Origin of the sequence: Nocardiopsis sp. CNS-639 (assembly GCF_000381685.1) — a bacterium.
GTDB lineage: Bacteria > Actinomycetota > Actinomycetes > Streptosporangiales > Streptosporangiaceae > Nocardiopsis > Nocardiopsis dassonvillei.
In genome coordinates, this window is record NZ_KB906887.1 from 1 (window position 1) to 14039 (window position 14039).

Sequence of the window (14039 nt, forward strand, 5' to 3'; positions counted from 1 at the left end):
CGCGACCACACGATGTCCAGGGGTTCGGTCATCTTGGCCAGGGTCAGCTGCCCGTCGCGGTAGTGAAAGGCGGACCGGGTGTACTCCGCGCTGGCGCGCGACGTCTTCTTCGACTTGAACCGCGGGTACTGCGCACGCCGGTCGAAGAAGTTGCGAAAGGCGGTGTGCAGGTGGCGCAGCGTCTGCTGGAGCGGGACGGACGAGACCTCGGTGAGGAAGGACAGCTCCTCGGTCCTCTTCCAGGCGGTGAGCATGGCCGAGGTGTGGGAGTAGCCCACCCGCTCCCGGCGCTGGTGCCAGGCGGCGGTGCGTTCGGCCAAGGCTTTGTTGTAGACCAGGCGCACGCACCCGAACGTGCGCGACAGCTCAGCCGCCTGCGCATCGCTCGGGTAGAAGCGGTACCGATAGGCCCGCTTCACGCTCTTCCTGGCCATGGCACACACCGTAGCGACCGCCCTGCGATCGCGTGAGCCAAACCCAACAGAAAGTCACGAGAAGGGAGAGGGCGTTTCCTCCCCGCCCTGAAGGACGGGGTGTCCACGCCCAACAAACAGATGAGCTTTCCTCGCCAACAGGCCCGCACGCAGCGCTTCTCGATCGGTGTCCCCCGCGCGTTCCAGATCTCGCCGGACGGACGGCGCGTCGCCTTCCTCCGGGGGCGCGACGGGGTGGACAAGGCCACCTGCCTGTGGGTGCACGACACGGAAGGGACGGGAACGGACACGGTGGTCGCCGACCCCCGCTCCCTGGGCGCCGACGACGAGAACCTTCCGCCCGAGGAGCGGGCCCGCCGCGAGCGGCTGCGCGAGAGCGGCGGCGGGATCGTGTCGTACTCGGTGGACGAGGCGTTCACCCGCGCGGTGTTCGCCCTGTCCGGACGGCTGTTCTACGTCGACCTGGTCGGCGACGACACCGCTCCGCGCGAACTGCCCGCCGCCACCCCCGTCGTGGACCCGCGCATCAGCCCGGCGGGTGACCGGGTCGCCTACGTCAGCGGCGGCGCGGTGCGCGTCCTGGACATCGCCGCCGCCGAACCGGACCACGGCGACCGCCCGGTGGTCGAACCGGACGGCCCCGACGTCACGTGGGGCCTGGCCGAGCTGGTGGCCGCCGAGGAGATGGGACGCTACCGGGGCTTCTGGTGGGCTCCGGACGGCTCCGCGCTCGCCGTCGCGCGCGTGGACGAGTCCGGGGTGAACACCTGGTACGTCTCCGACCCCGGCAACCCCGCCCAGGAGCCGACGGCCCTGCGCTACCCGCCCGCGGGCGGCGCCAACGCCGACGTTCGCCTGGCCGTGTTCCGGGTCGGTCCGCGCGGGGACGGGCGGCCCGAACCGGTCTGGGTCGAGTGGGACCGCGAGGCCCTGCCCTACCTGGCCACGGTCGGGTGGACGACCGGGCCGGACGGCACACCGACCGTGGTGTTCACCGCGCAGAGCCGCGACCAGCGCACGCTGACCCTGTTCAGCGCCGATCCCGCGACCGGCCTGGTGGTGGAGTCGCGCACCGAGTCCGACGGCGTGTGGGTCGAGCTGATGCCGGGCGTGCCCGCCTTCACCGGTGCGGGCGACCTGGTGTGGATCGGCCGCGAGGCCGGGGGCGAGCGCCGGGTCTACGTCGGCGACACCCCGGTCAGCCCCCCGGACGTGTACGTGCGCGGGGTGGTGGACGTGGACGGCGACCGGCTCCTGTACTCGGGGTCGCCCGCCGGGAGCCCCGGGGACGTGTCGCTGTGGCTGGTCGAGCTGGGCACGGGTCTGGCCGCGCCGGTGGAGGTGCCCGGGCACGGGTGCAGCAGGTCCGCGGACTCGGGCGCGCACAGCGGTCTGCGCTCGGGGCGGCTGCGCGGTGACACGCTGGTGGTGCAGCACCGGTCGATGGACTTCCCGGGCGCGCACACGGTGGTGCTGCGCGGCGCCGGTACCGAGACGCGCCGGTCCTGCTCGGAGATCGAGAGCCTGGCCGAGGCCCCGGACCTGCCGGAGCCGCGCGTGGAGTTCTGGCGCGCCGGTGAGCGCCGGATCCCGAGCGCCCTGGTGCTGCCGTCCTGGTACCGGGAGGGGCTGCGTCCGCTGCCGGTGCTGATGGCGCCCTACGGCGGCCCGCACGCCCAGCGGGTGCTCAACGCGCGCGGGGCGTACCTGACCGCCCAGTGGTACGCCGAACAGGGGTTCGCGGTGCTGATCGCGGACGGCCGGGGCACCCCGGGCCTCGGGGTGGAGTGGGAGCAGAGCGTCCACCTCGACCTGGCCGCACCGGTCCTGGAGGACCAGGTGGCGGCGCTGGAGGACGCGGCGGAGCGGTTCGACTTCCTGGACGTGTCGCGGGTGGGCATCCACGGCTGGTCGTTCGGCGGCTACCTGGCGGCGCTGGCGGTGCTGCGCCGCCCGGACGTGTTCCACGCGGCGGTGGCGGGCGCGCCGGTCATCGACTGGGAGCTGTACGACACCCACTACACCGAGCGCTACCTGGGCACCCCCGGGGGCGAGCCGGAGGCCTACGGGCGCAGCTCGCTCCTGGCGGAGGCGGCCAAGCTGGAGCGCCCGCTGATGATGATCCACGGACTGGCGGACGACAACGTGGCCTTCGCGCACACGCAGCGGATGTCGTCGGCGCTGATGGCGGCGGGGCGCCCGCACACGGTGCTGCCGCTGTCGGGGGTGACGCACTCGCCCTCGGACCCGACGGTCGCGGAGAACCTGATGCTGCTCCAGGTGGAGTTCCTCAAGGAGAACCTGCGCGGCGAGGGGTAGCGCCCGTCCCACCCCGGTGCCGCGCGCGAGGGCGCGGCACCCGGGCGGGTTCGGCGGCGCTGCCGCCCCCGGAACCCCTCCCGGGGTCCTCACGGGCGCCCGCGTGCGGGGCGGCGCTCAGCCGGTCCCGGTCTGCGGGGCCGCCTCCTCGCGGCTGGCGGCGATCTCCGACTCCTCGGGGACCTCGACCTCCACGGGTCCGTTGAACTGGAAGAAGCCGACGGTCGTGGAGTGCCCGGTCATGAAGGCGCCGTTGATGCCCTCCTCCTCCGAGGACTCGTAGGTCTGGAAGTGCTGCGGGTAGCCGTCCTCGCCGATCCACAGGTCGAAGGTGAGCTCCGCCTCCTGCTGGCCCGGGGCCAGGGCCGCCTCCCCGACGTAGGTTCCGGTGTAGTGGTGCCCCGTGCGCCCGGCCAGGTCCATGCCCTCGGTCATGTCCTCGGGGTAGTCGGTGACGGGGGGCGCCGACTCCCCCTGGTAGCTGACCTGGCTCCCCTCGCCGAGGACGGCCCGGAGGGACTCCACGGTGGTCGTCCAGCCCGCCCGGGGCCCCTCCTCCAGTTCCTCCGGCGTGGGGCGGTAGTACGCGCCCTCGACCACCCCGACCAGGTTGGAGTCCGTGCGGGCCAGGACGTCGTCGGGCCCCTCTCCGATCTCCAGGGTGATGTAGGTGGCCGGTCCCGCGTAGAGGCTCTGGAAGTACCTGGGTTCGGGGTCCTCGGTGTAGGCGTAGCTGGTCGTGCCCCCCGTGCCCATCTCGGCGTCCCTCGTCGCGGAGTAGGCCGTGAAGCTCGTCGCGCCCAGGGCCAGCTCGACGGCCTCGCCCACCACCGCCTCCGCGTTCTCGGGGTCGGCCAGCACGGCGGGTTCCCCCGTGTCCGCCGCGCCCCCGCCGGTGCCGGTGTCGTCTCCGGTCTCGGTTCCCCCGTCGGCGGCTCCACCGCCCGCGGCCTCCTGGCCGTCCTGGGGGCGCACGACCAGCCAGGTTCCGACCAGCGCGGCGGCCAGGACGGCCGCGGTGGCCGCGAGCAGCGGCGTCCGGCCGGACCGGCGGACCCGGCCGGACCGGCGCACCCGGCGGGGCGTGGGAGCCTCCACGCCCCGCCACTCGGTGGCGAGCAGGCCGGGGACGACCTCGGTGACCGGGTCGCCCTGGAGCGGCTGGACCCGGGTGGCGTTCCAGCCGGAGGTGAGCTCGGTGACCACCTCGGCCGCCGTGGGCCTGCGCCCGGGGTCCTTGTCGAACGCCCGCCGCACCGGGTCCAGGAGTTCGGGCGGCACCCCGTCCAGGTCCGGCTCGCCGTTGCGGACCCGGTGGGAGACCACCTCGGCGGACTCCCGGCCGAAGGGGTCGCGGCCGGTGGCGGCGAAGGCGACCAGGCCCGCCCAGGCGAACATGTCGGAGCGGTCGCTGGCGGCCCGCCCCTCGTACTGCTCCGGCGCCACCCACCCCGGGGTGCCGAACAGGCCGCCGGTGCGGGTGAGCGCGGTGCCCTCCACCGCGCGGGCGATCCCGAAGTCGAGCACCTTGGGGCCGCTCGGGGCCAGGATGACATTGCCGGGCTTGAGGTCGCGGTGCACCACGCCCGCCGCGTGGATCGCGGTGAGCGCCTCGGCGAGGCCGACGGCCAGGGCCAGCAGGACGCCCCCGGAGAGCGGTCCGTGCCGCCGCACGTGCTGGCGCAGGGTCAGTCCGGGCACGTACTCGGTGGCCAGCCACGGCGTGTCAGCCCGCGTGTCGGCGTCCAGGAACGCGGGCGCGCAGGCGGCGCGCACCCGCCTGACCATCTCCACCTCTCGGGCGAACCGGGCCCTGAAGTCGGGGTCGGCGGCGAAGTGGGCGTGGACGACCTTGACCGCGGCGCAGCCGCCGCCCGCGTCCAGGCCCGCGTAGACGGCCCCCATACCGCCCGCCCCGACGCGGCCGACCACGCTGTAGCCGCCGATGCGCTCGGGGTCGGACCCGGTGGGCGGTTCCACGCCGGGGGGAAGCCGTTTCCGGTCGAAGGCGGGAGTGGTCGCTGTGGTCAACGTGGGCCCTTCCTGGGGGTCGGGGGTCGAAGGCGGTGGGCGCGGCTCAGGAGAACGGGTCGGACTCCTGGTACGCGCAGCTGTTGACGGGGACGCCGTCCACCAGGGCGGCGTCGTGCGGGGCGAGCCCCGGCGAGTCGGTGAAGCCGGGGTAGGACTGCTCGTCGCCCGGGTTCGGTGCCACGTGGCAGAAGCCGCCGGGGTAGCCGGGGGCGATCCGCTGCTCCTCGTCCAGGGCCTCGGCGGGCAGGTAGTAGAAGACGCCGAAGGTGACGGCGCCGACGATCGTCACGGTGAACTCGGCCACGGGGTTGTCCGGGTCGAGTTCGGCGAGCACGCCCCTGCTGCCGGGCCGGGAGAAGTCGAGGTGGTCCTGCTCGGGGGTGATCTGGCTCACCCAGGCGAAGTCGTCGTTGTGGACGCTCAGGCCGCCGAAGTCGGGGAGGTACTCGGCGGTGGCCGTGACGGTGATCGAGTTGGTGAAGCGCTCGCCGCGGGTGAGGGTCAGCCGCAGCTGGTCCAGTGCCTCGCCCTCCCCCTCCGCGGGTTCGAGCGTGCGGACCAGTTGGGCGCTGTCGCCGGGGACGGACTCCACGGCCGCGGTCCCGGTGGCGTACAGGTCCCGGTACTCGGCGGGCACGTCCTCCCCCGCGCCGCCCTGTCCCGCGCCGTCGCCGTCGGCGGTGTCCGGGGCGGAGGTGCCGCCGCCGGTCGCCGCGGGCCCCTCGTCCCCGCCCCTGGAGAGGGCGGTCAGCCCCGTTCCGGCCAGCAGGGCGAGCGCGAGTCCGGCCGCGCCGAGCGCCAGGGGCCGCTGGTTGCGGCGCGCCCAGGAGCGCCGGGGCGGGGCGTGGAAGCGCCAGAGGTCGGTCCGGCCGTGGTCGGGGTCGACGGCGCCGGTCCAGGCCCGGGCCACGAGCCGGGGAAGGTCCGCACCGGGGTCCGTACCGGGACCGGTGGCAGCGCCCCCGGAAGCGTCCGCCGGAGCGGCACCGGTCGTGGGCGCGCCCGCCGGAGGAACGTCGGTCCCGGGAACGTCGGCCGCAGGAGCACCCACCGGAGACACGTCGGCCCCGGGAGCGCCCGGCCCGAAGGCACCCACCGCACCGGAGGCCCCCGTCCCGCCCGGGGCGGCGCGCAGCAGCGCGGCCGTCTCCCGCAGCGCGGCGGCAGCGTCCGGCCGCCGCGCGGGGTCCTTGTCCAGGGCCCGCTCCACCAGTGCGCGCAGGGCCCTGGGAAGGCCCTCCAGATCAGGCGGCTCCGACAGCACGCGCGGCACCAGGGTGTCGGTGCCGCCCGCGCCGAACGGGTTGCGCCCGGTGGCGGCGAAGGCCGTCAACCCGCCCCAGGCGAACATGTCGGAGCGGTCGGTGGCCTCACCGCCTGCGTACTGCTCCGGGGAGGTCCAACCCGGTGTGCCGACCAGACCGCCGGTCCGGGTGAGCGCGGTGCCGTCGACCGTCCGCGCGATACCGAAGTCCAGCACCCTCGGACCGCTCGGAGACAGGATCACGTTGCCGGGCTTGAGGTCGCGGTGCACCACGCCCGCGCCGTGGATCGCGGTCAGGGCCTCGGCCACGCCCAGCGCGAACGCGGTGAGGGCCGCTCCGGTGAGCGGTCCGCGGGCCCGCACACGGGCGTCCAGGGTCGGTCCGGGGACGTACTCGGTGGCCAGCCAGGGGACCTCGGCACGGGTGTCGGCGCCCAGGAAGCCGGGCACGCAGGCCGCGCGCACCCGACGCACCAGGGCGACCTCCCGGGCGAAGCGCTCCCGGAACTCACCGTCGCCCGCGTAGACCCGGTGCACGCACTTGACCGCCACCCGCCGGTCGGCGTCGTCCAGCGCCGCGTAGACCACGCCCATGCCGCCCGAGCCGATCCGGCCCACCACCCGGAAGGGGCCGACGCGCCGGGGCTCGTCGGAGGCGAGCGGTAGCACACCGGGCGGCAGGGGAGGCGGCGTGGAACCGGGGTGCATGGGCGAGGGGGCAGCGCTCATGTGGCGTGGACGACCTTCTGTTGTCGGGGGTTCGGATGGGACCGCGGGGGCACGAACAGTGCCGGAGGCCGGAGCGGTAGGCGATCACCAACCTAGGACACGGCCGCGACGGTCATGGTTCTCGTCCGCTCCACCCGGTCCCCCGGTTCCCCGACCGCCGCCGGAGCGGCCGGGACCGGAATCCGCGCTCCGCCGACGCGGCGCTGCGCCCGCCCCGCCCGGCCGTTCCCGCGGCCCGGGCATAGCCTGGCCGTATGCGTTCCTCCACCGCTCCGCGCGCCCTCGCCGCGCTGCTGGCCGACCTGGTCTGCGTGCTGGCCTTCGTCGTGATCGGCAGGACCGACCACGGGACCGGCACGGCCCTGGCCGAGATCGCCTGGACCGCGTGGCCCTTCGCCGCCGCGACCGTCCTGGGCTGGGCGGTGACCCGCGCCTGGACCGCCCCTGTCCGGATCTGGCCGACGGGCCTGTTCGTGTGGGCCGTGACCGTGGTCGGCGGGATGGCGGTGCGCGTGTTCCTCGGGGAGGGCGCCCCGACCAGCTTCGTCATCGTCACCTCCCTGTTCCTCGCCGCGACCATGCTCGGCTGGCGCGGGGTGGCGCTCCTCGTCGCGAGGAGGAGACAGCGCCGCGCCTGAGGGGGAAGACTGGGTCGCGGAACGCAACCTCCCTCACGAAGGAGCCCCCGTGGCCGATCCCGTCACCCTCGCCATCGCCGCCGCCGTCGTCACCGGCGCGGTCGGCAAGATCACCGAGGCGGCGACCGAAGGCACCGTCGCCGCCTTCAAGTCCCTGCGCAAGGCGGTCTTCGCGCGCTTTCGCTCCGACCCCGAATCCCAGCAGGTCCTGGACGACGCACTCCTGGAGCCGGAGGACCCCGAGGCGCTTGCCGCCGTCGCCGCGCACCTGGAGCGGGCGGAGGGCGAGGACCCCGCCGTGCGCGCGCTGATGGGGGAACTGCGCCGCGAGTTCGTCCAGGAGGGCGACGGAGCCGTGCACAACAGCATCCAGGGGGACGTCAGCGGCAGGGCGCGCGTGTTCCAGGGCCGCGACTTCCACGGGGACATCCACCTGTAGGAGGTCCCACCGCGGAGCGTTCGTAAGCTGGAACGGATGAACGAGCACCCCGCACCCCAGTCCCCTCCCTCCGGCTCCGTCCGCGGTCCCGCCTCCCGCGAGCCCGCGGACGGAGTCGGCGAGGACGAGGCGCGCGAGGTGGGCGTGGGCCCGTGGGAGGGCCCCTGGCCCGAGGGCGACCACTACGATCCCGAACTGCTCGCGGGCGGCGACCGCCGCAACGTCGTGGACCGCTACCGGTACTGGCGGCGCGAGGCGATCGTCGCCGACCTCGACACCGTGCGCCACCCCTTCCACGTCGCCGTGGAGAACTGGACGCACGACTTCAACATCGGCTCGGTCGTGCGCACCGCCAACGCGTTCGGGTGCGCGGCCGTGCACATCGTGGGCCGCCGCCGCTGGAACAAGCGCGGCGCGATGGTCACCGACCGCTACCAGCACGTCCACCACCACCCCGACACCGAGGCGCTGGTGGCGTGGGCCGAGGAGCGCGGTCTGGCGCTGCTCGGCGTGGACAACCTGCCGGGTTCGGTGCCGCTGGAGACCTACCCGCTGCCCAGGAACGCCGTGCTGGTGTTCGGGCAGGAGGGCCCGGGGCTCTCCGAGGAGGTGCGGCGGGTGTGCCGGGCGGTGCTGTCGATCTCCCAGTTCGGTTCGACCCGGTCGATCAACGCCGGGGCCGCGGCCGCGATCGCCATGCACGCCTGGGTGCGGGCCCACGTGTTCGACCAGCCGGTCCCGGCCGCCTTCTCCGCGGACGCCCCGGCACCCACCACGGCACTGTCGTGATGGTTCCGTGATCTACCATGGTCGAAAGGCCCCTATCAGAGAGATTTCGGGATGAGTCCAACCGTCACAGCAGCCTCCCGTACCGCCACGATCGACGACGTCGCCGGTGTCGCGCGCGTTCTGGCCAGGTCAGCGCAGGAGGACCCGCTCTTCCGGTGGTTGTTCCCCGACGACGAGATGCGGATGGCCCGGACCCGCCGCTTCTTCGCCCTGACCGCGGGCTTCGGCTACGTCCCCTCGGGTGACACACGGGTCGCCGAGACCAGGGACGGCAGCGAGGACGCGCCGGTGGTGCGCGGCGCGGCGCTGTGGGCTCCGCCCACCGCCAACCCCGAGGGCCAGCTGGTGTCGCTGCGCACCTGGCCGCACTGGGGTCCCCTGATCGGCCGTACCCGGCTGGCCGCGTTCGTGCGCGTGTTCGCCGAGTGGAAGCTGGCCGCGCCCCAGGAGCCCCACCTGTACCTGGCGGCGCTGGGCGTGGACCCGGCCGCCGTGGGCACCGGCGTCGGCGGCGGGCTGCTCACCTCGGGTCTGGACCGCGCCGACTCCCAGGGCCTGCCGGTGTTCACCCAGACGCTCAACCCCAAGACCGTCGGCTTCTACGAGCGGTTCGGGTTCCGGCTGGTCCGGGAGGCGCAGAGCCCCGAGGCGGGAACCAACTACTTCCTGCTGCGCGAACCCTCCTGAGGCCCCGCGAACCCGCTGCCCCCTCCCGGGGTCCGTCCCTTCCCGGAGAGCCGTCCTTTCCCGGGAAAACGCCCCACCCGCGACGGTCGCGCGCCCTACCATGAGCGGTGATCGGAGCCCCAGGCACAGGGGGACCCCGGCCCCAGGGAAGAGGCAGCGCCCGTGACCCCCACAGCGGTACAGCCGGTCCGCACCGCGACCATGAACGACGTGCCCGCCGTGGCCCGGGTTCTGGGCCGCGCCCTCTACCACGACCCGCTCTTCCGGTGGCTCTTCCCGGACGACGACCTGCGCATGGCGCAGAACTTCCGCGCGTGCGCGCTGCTGGCCGGGTTCGGGCACGTCCCCGGCGGCCACGCCACCGTGGCGGAGTCCCCGGAGGGCCCCGCGCGCGTCCCGGTGGTACGGGGCGCGGCCCTGTGGACCCCGCCCGGCGCGGGTCGGGAGGGAGCCGCGGTCCCGCTGCGGTCGCTGCCGCACTGGTTCAGCCTGGTGGGGCTGTCCCGGCTGCCTGAGCTGACCTGGTACAACGGCGAGGTCAGGGCGTCCGTGCCGGAGGGTCCGCACTGGTACCTGTGCGTGCTGGGCGCCGACCCGGCGACGGACGGGACCGACACGGGGGCGCGGCTGCTGCGCGAGGGCCTGGCCCGGGCCGACGCGGACGGCGTGCCGGTCTACCTGGAGACGGCGGACCCGGCGGACATCGGCTACTACGAGGGCTACGACTTCCGGGTGGTGCGGGCGGTCCACCCCCCGGCGGCCCCCTCGACCTACTGCATGCTGCGCCCCGCCGCCTTCTGAGGTCCGCTCGTCCGGCGGTCCGCCGCCCCGGGCGTTCCGACGCCTCCCGGAGCCCGGCGGTCCGCCGCCCCCGCCGTCTCCGGAGCCTTGCGCCTCCGGGGTCCGGTACCTCCGGGGTCCCGGCGCACGCGGAGGCCGACCGGGGACGGGCCCGGGACGGAACCCGGACGGATCGGGGCCTTCTGATCCCCCGCGCCCCCTGACAGGATGGGCGCGTGGACATCCGAGGAATCTCCCACCACACCGACAACGTCTCCGAGGACGCGGCGGCGCGCGACATGCGCGTCATCCGCGAGGACCTGCACTGCACCTCGGTGATGCTGATCGGCGCCGACACCGGACGGCAGCGGGCAGCCGCGCGCGCCGCCCTGGAGGCGGGCCTGGACGTGTGGGTGCGTCCGCAGCCGGAGAACCCGCCGCTCGCGGAGCGGCTGGAGCACCTGGCCGCCACCGCCCGCATGGCCGAGGAACTGCGCCTGGAGCACCCCGGCCGCGTGACCCTCATGGTCGGCACCGAGTTCTCGCTGACCTCCCCCGGCCCGCTCCCCGGCCGGAGCGAACTCGGCCGCCTCCAGTTCGTGACCCGCCCGTGGCTGCGCCGCCCCTTCGAACGGAGGATGCGGCGCAGGCTCGCCTCGCTGCTCGCCGCGGCCCTGGACGTGGCCCGTGAGCACTTCGGGGGGCCGGTGACCTACGGGGCCGGGGCCTGGGAGCAGGTGGACTGGTCGGGCTTCGACCTGGCCGGGGTGAACCTGTACCGGTTCGGGACCGACGCCGACGCCTACGAACGGCGCCTGGACGCCCTCCGGGACGGCTGCGGCAAGCCCCTGGTGATCACCGAGTTCGGCTGCGGCGCCCACGACGGGGCCGACCTGCGGGGGGCCGCGTCCTTCCTCGCGGTGAACTGGTTCGCCGACCCGCCGCGCCTGCGCCGGGGCACCGCGCGCAACGAGGCCGTGCAGGCCGGGTACCTGGACGCGCTGCTGGGGCTGTACCGGGAGCGGGGGGTGCACGGCGCGTTCGTGTTCACGTTCGCCATGCCGGGCTTCCCGCACAGCGAGGACCCCGTGTACGACCTGGACGCGGCCGGGTTCGGCGTGGTGCGCACGGCCGGGGACGACCCGTCGTCCTGGGAGCCCAAGGAGGCCTTCCACACGGTCGCGCGGCGCTACCGGACCTGAGGGCGTCGGCTGCCGCCCCGAGGCGCGGCACGGCACTCCCGAGGCCCGGCGCGCCTCGGCGGGCGACGCGCCGCAGCATCCCCGAGGCGCGGCACGGCCGCCGGACGACACACCGCGAACGCCCGGGTGACACTCAGCGTCATCAAGCCCGGCGTCGGACTCCCGCCGACACACCGCGGACGCCCGGGTGACACGCCGCGGATGGGCCCGGTCGCCGGACCCCGCGCGGTTAGGGTCCTGAGCCATGACGGGTAGCGAATGGCCGCGTCCGGGGCGTCCCCGCAGGTCCGGGGGCCTCCTCTCGCGGTGCGCTCCCACCGCCCTGGCGGCGGCCCTCGCGCTGGCGTCAGCGGCCTGTACCGCCCCGGCGCTGACCGGTGACGCCTACCTCGACGACGCCCGGCAGACCACCGGGGACCTGCTGTCGGCCGTCCGCACGGGGACGCTGGTCGCGGAACTGGCCGAGGACGACCGGGCGTTCCGGCCCTACCTGGAGGTCAGCGCCAAGGACGCGGAGGATTCGGCCCGGTCCCTCACCGACACCTTCGGTTCCCTCCAGCCGCCCTCTCCGAGCTGCGACGGCCTGCGGGACGAGGTGACGGACCTGTCCGACGCCGCCGTCCACGGCCTGTCCGCCCTGCGCATCGCGCTGGGGCGGGAGGACCGCGACGGGGTGGCCGGGGCCGCCGAGGCGCTCCGCGGGACCGCCGACGCGCTGGCGGAGCTCCAGGAGGAGCTGCGGTGAGGATCCTCCTGTCCTTCACCCTGGGCATGCTCACCGCCGTCGGCGGGTTCCTGGACATCGGCGACCTGGTCTCCGCCTCCGTGGTCGGCTCCCGCTTCGGGATGTCCCTGGCCTGGGTGATCCCCCTCGGCGTCGTCGGGATCATGCTCTTCACCGAGATGGCGGCGCGCGTCACGGCCGTCAGCGGCCGGGCCGTCTTCGACCTGGTCCGCGAGCGGCTCGGCGCCCGCGCGGGCCTGGCCAACCTGCTGGCGTCCTACGTCATCACCCTGCTGACCATGTCGGCGCAGATCGGCGGTATCGCGCTCGCCCTCGAACTGGCCAGCAGCGTCCACTACCTGCTGTGGGTTCCGGTGGCCGGGTTCCTGGTCTGGGTGGTCGTGTGGCGGATGCCGTTCGGGTGGATGGAGAAGACCTACGGGCTGCTCGGCCTGGCCTTGGTCGTGTTCGCCTTCGCCCTGTGGCGGCTGGAGCCCGACTGGGGCGGTCTCGCGGCCAGCGCCACGAGCCCCTCCCCTCCCCCGGACGAGGAGTGGTCGGTGTGGTCCTACTACGCGATCGCGCTGTTCGGCGCGACGATGACCCCCTACTCGGTCCTGTTCTTCTCCTCCAGCGGGGTGGAGGAGCGGTGGACCCCCCGCGACCTGGCCACGGCCCGGATCAACATCTTCTTCGGCTTCCCGGTGGGCGGCCTGCTCGCCCTGGCCATCATGGGCTGCGCCGCGGCCTGGCTCATGCCCGCCGACGTCCACGTGGAGGACCTGGGCCAGGTCGCGCTCCCCGTGGTGGCGGCACTGGGCAGGCTCGGGCTGGTCGTGGTCGTCGTGGGCTTCTTCGCGGCCACCTTCGGCGCCGCGCTGGAGTCGGCCCTGGCGTCGGGCTACAGCGTGGCCCAGTACTTCGGCTGGCCCTGGGGCAAGACCCGGCCGCCCGTGCGGGCGGCCCTCTTCCACTCCGTCATCCTGCTGGGCCTGGTGGCGGGCACCCTCTTCGTCCTCACCGGGATCGACCCGGTCAAGGTGGTCGAGTACAGCATCGTGCTGTCGGCGGTGGCGCTGCCGCTCACCTACCTGCCGATCTTCGTGGTCGCCAACGACCGCCGCTACCTGGGCGACCGGGTGAACTCGCGGTTCACCAACATCGTGGGCTCGGTCTACCTGGTCCTGCTGCTCGCGGTGTCGGTCGTCGCCGTCCCCCTCATGCTCTACACGAAAGCGGGGCAGTGAGATGCCGAAGGACCGGGAGCGCGGGTCCGTGTTCCGGATCGGCTTCACCGTGCTGGACCGACAGATCGTCGACCGCGACGGACAACCGGTGGGCAAGGCGGACGACGTCGAGTTCTCCTGGGAGGAGGGGGCCTCTCCGACCATGGCGGCGCTGCTCACCGACTCCGCCGCCCTGGGTCCCAGGCTCTCGGGGCGCCTGGGGAGGCTGTGGCGCACGGTGCTGAGGAGGCTACGGCCCTCCGAGCACGAGCCCGTGCGGATTCCGGTGGGCGACGTCGAGGAATTCTCCCCCACGACCCGCCTGTCCACTCCCGCGCCCGAGGGGAGCCGCGCGGCGGAGAGGTGGCTGAGCCGCAACGTCATCGGCCGGATCCCGGGGGCGGGGCGGTGAGCGGGTTCCTGTTCAGCGAGCTGCTCGGCCGCCGGGTCACGGACGGCTCCGGCCGGACGGTCAGCGAGGTCCAGGACGTGGTCGTGCGCCGCGACGGGGAGGTCTACACCGTCCTGGGCCTGGTGCTGGGACGGGGCGCGTTCGCGGGCCGCCTCGGCTACGGGGGCTCGCTGGAGCCGCCCTCCCCCTGGCACCGGGTGCTGGGCTGGATGCGCCGCCACGAGCGGTACGTGGCCTGGGAGGACGTGCGGAGCCTGGACGGAGAGTCCGTGGAGATCGGCGTCGGGTACGGGGACCTGCCCCGGCACTGGCGCGAGCACGAGGGCTGAGCCCGCGCGGACGGGCCGCGTCCGCGCCCGGAG

At 74.5% G+C, this 14039-nt stretch carries 14 protein-coding genes; 11 read left to right on the forward strand and 3 right to left on the reverse strand.

The annotated features are described in order from the left end of the window. The coding region (locus G011_RS0127840; protein WP_026338737.1) for an RNA-guided endonuclease TnpB family protein at window positions 1–434 on the reverse strand (434 nt) is incomplete at its 3' end. A 120-nt stretch (window positions 435–554) separates the two neighbouring features. On the opposite strand from G011_RS0127840, the gene G011_RS0127845 reads away from it, so the two are divergent. Then, window positions 555–2753: a S9 family peptidase gene (locus G011_RS0127845; protein ID WP_019611345.1), complete on the forward strand. Its 2199-nt coding sequence runs from the start codon at window positions 555–557 to the stop codon at window positions 2751–2753. A gap of 117 nt (window positions 2754–2870) precedes the next feature. On the opposite strand, the gene G011_RS0127850 is transcribed toward G011_RS0127845, so the two are convergent. Continuing rightward, window positions 2871–4784: a serine/threonine-protein kinase gene (locus G011_RS0127850; protein ID WP_019611346.1), complete on the reverse strand. Its 1914-nt coding sequence runs from the start codon at window positions 4782–4784 to the stop codon at window positions 2871–2873. 46 nt (window positions 4785–4830) lie between these two features. Continuing rightward, window positions 4831–6759: a protein kinase domain-containing protein gene (locus tag G011_RS0127855; RefSeq protein WP_019611347.1), complete on the reverse strand. Its 1929-nt coding sequence runs from the start codon at window positions 6757–6759 to the stop codon at window positions 4831–4833. Window positions 6760–7034: 275 nt separating this feature from the next. On the opposite strand from G011_RS0127855, the gene G011_RS0127860 reads away from it, so the two are divergent. The 10 genes from G011_RS0127860 (at window position 7035) to G011_RS0127905 (ending at window position 14006) form a co-directional block, all read left to right on the forward strand. Then, window positions 7035–7418 (forward strand): DUF3054 domain-containing protein, encoded by a 384-nt coding sequence (locus G011_RS0127860; protein WP_019611348.1) that lies wholly within the window; start codon window positions 7035–7037, stop codon window positions 7416–7418. A gap of 49 nt (window positions 7419–7467) precedes the next feature. After that, entirely contained in the window at window positions 7468–7857 is a 390-nt protein-coding gene (locus G011_RS0127865) for a hypothetical protein (protein ID WP_013154917.1), read from the forward strand. A gap of 36 nt (window positions 7858–7893) precedes the next feature. Next, window positions 7894–8646 carry a TrmH family RNA methyltransferase gene (locus tag G011_RS0127870; protein ID WP_019611349.1) on the forward strand — a complete coding sequence of 251 codons (753 nt, stop codon included), beginning with the start codon at window positions 7894–7896 and terminating at the stop codon, window positions 8644–8646. A 51-nt stretch (window positions 8647–8697) separates the two neighbouring features. Continuing rightward, entirely contained in the window at window positions 8698–9333 is a 636-nt protein-coding gene (locus tag G011_RS0127875; RefSeq protein WP_026338738.1) for a GNAT family N-acetyltransferase, read from the forward strand. A 162-nt stretch (window positions 9334–9495) separates the two neighbouring features. Continuing rightward, the gene (locus G011_RS0127880; protein ID WP_019611351.1) at window positions 9496–10134 is read left to right on the forward strand and encodes a hypothetical protein; all 639 of its coding nucleotides are present in this window, start codon (window positions 9496–9498) and stop codon (window positions 10132–10134) included. A gap of 215 nt (window positions 10135–10349) precedes the next feature. Then, complete coding sequence (locus G011_RS0127885) at window positions 10350–11315, forward strand: hypothetical protein (RefSeq protein ID WP_019611352.1); 966 nt, start codon at window positions 10350–10352, stop codon at window positions 11313–11315. 244 nt (window positions 11316–11559) lie between these two features. Continuing rightward, window positions 11560–12060: a hypothetical protein gene (locus tag G011_RS0127890; RefSeq protein WP_019611353.1), complete on the forward strand. Its 501-nt coding sequence runs from the start codon at window positions 11560–11562 to the stop codon at window positions 12058–12060. Then, window positions 12057–13286 (forward strand): NRAMP family divalent metal transporter, encoded by a 1230-nt coding sequence (locus G011_RS0127895; RefSeq protein WP_019611354.1) that lies wholly within the window; start codon window positions 12057–12059, stop codon window positions 13284–13286. Before G011_RS0127890 ends, G011_RS0127895 begins: the two co-directional genes overlap by 4 nt. Window position 13287: 1 nt before the next feature. Further along, a complete protein-coding gene (locus G011_RS0127900; RefSeq protein ID WP_019611355.1) occupies window positions 13288–13677 on the forward strand; it encodes a hypothetical protein in 390 nt (129 codons plus the stop codon). Then, window positions 13674–14006 carry a PRC-barrel domain-containing protein gene (locus G011_RS0127905; protein WP_019611356.1) on the forward strand — a complete coding sequence of 111 codons (333 nt, stop codon included), beginning with the start codon at window positions 13674–13676 and terminating at the stop codon, window positions 14004–14006. Before G011_RS0127900 ends, G011_RS0127905 begins: the two co-directional genes overlap by 4 nt. Window positions 14007–14039: the final 33 nt, after the last annotated feature.

What these genes read in the sequence shown, in the direction of transcription:
- G011_RS0127870 (WP_019611349.1), top strand. Translation starts at nt 7,894, where the DNA reads ATGAACGAGCACCCCGCACCCCAGTCCCCTCCCTCCGGCTCCGTCCGC.
- G011_RS0127875 (WP_026338738.1), top strand. Translation starts at nt 8,698, where the DNA reads ATGAGTCCAACCGTCACAGCAGCCTCCCGTACCGCCACGATCGACGAC.
- G011_RS0127845 (WP_019611345.1), top strand. Translation starts at nt 555, where the DNA reads ATGAGCTTTCCTCGCCAACAGGCCCGCACGCAGCGCTTCTCGATCGGT.
- G011_RS0127900 (WP_019611355.1), top strand. Translation starts at nt 13,288, where the DNA reads ATGCCGAAGGACCGGGAGCGCGGGTCCGTGTTCCGGATCGGCTTCACC.
- G011_RS0127860 (WP_019611348.1), top strand. Translation starts at nt 7,035, where the DNA reads ATGCGTTCCTCCACCGCTCCGCGCGCCCTCGCCGCGCTGCTGGCCGAC.
- G011_RS0127855 (WP_019611347.1), bottom strand. Translation starts at nt 6,759, where the DNA reads ATGCACCCCGGTTCCACGCCGCCTCCCCTGCCGCCCGGTGTGCTACCG.
- G011_RS0127890 (WP_019611353.1), top strand. Translation starts at nt 11,560, where the DNA reads ATGACGGGTAGCGAATGGCCGCGTCCGGGGCGTCCCCGCAGGTCCGGG.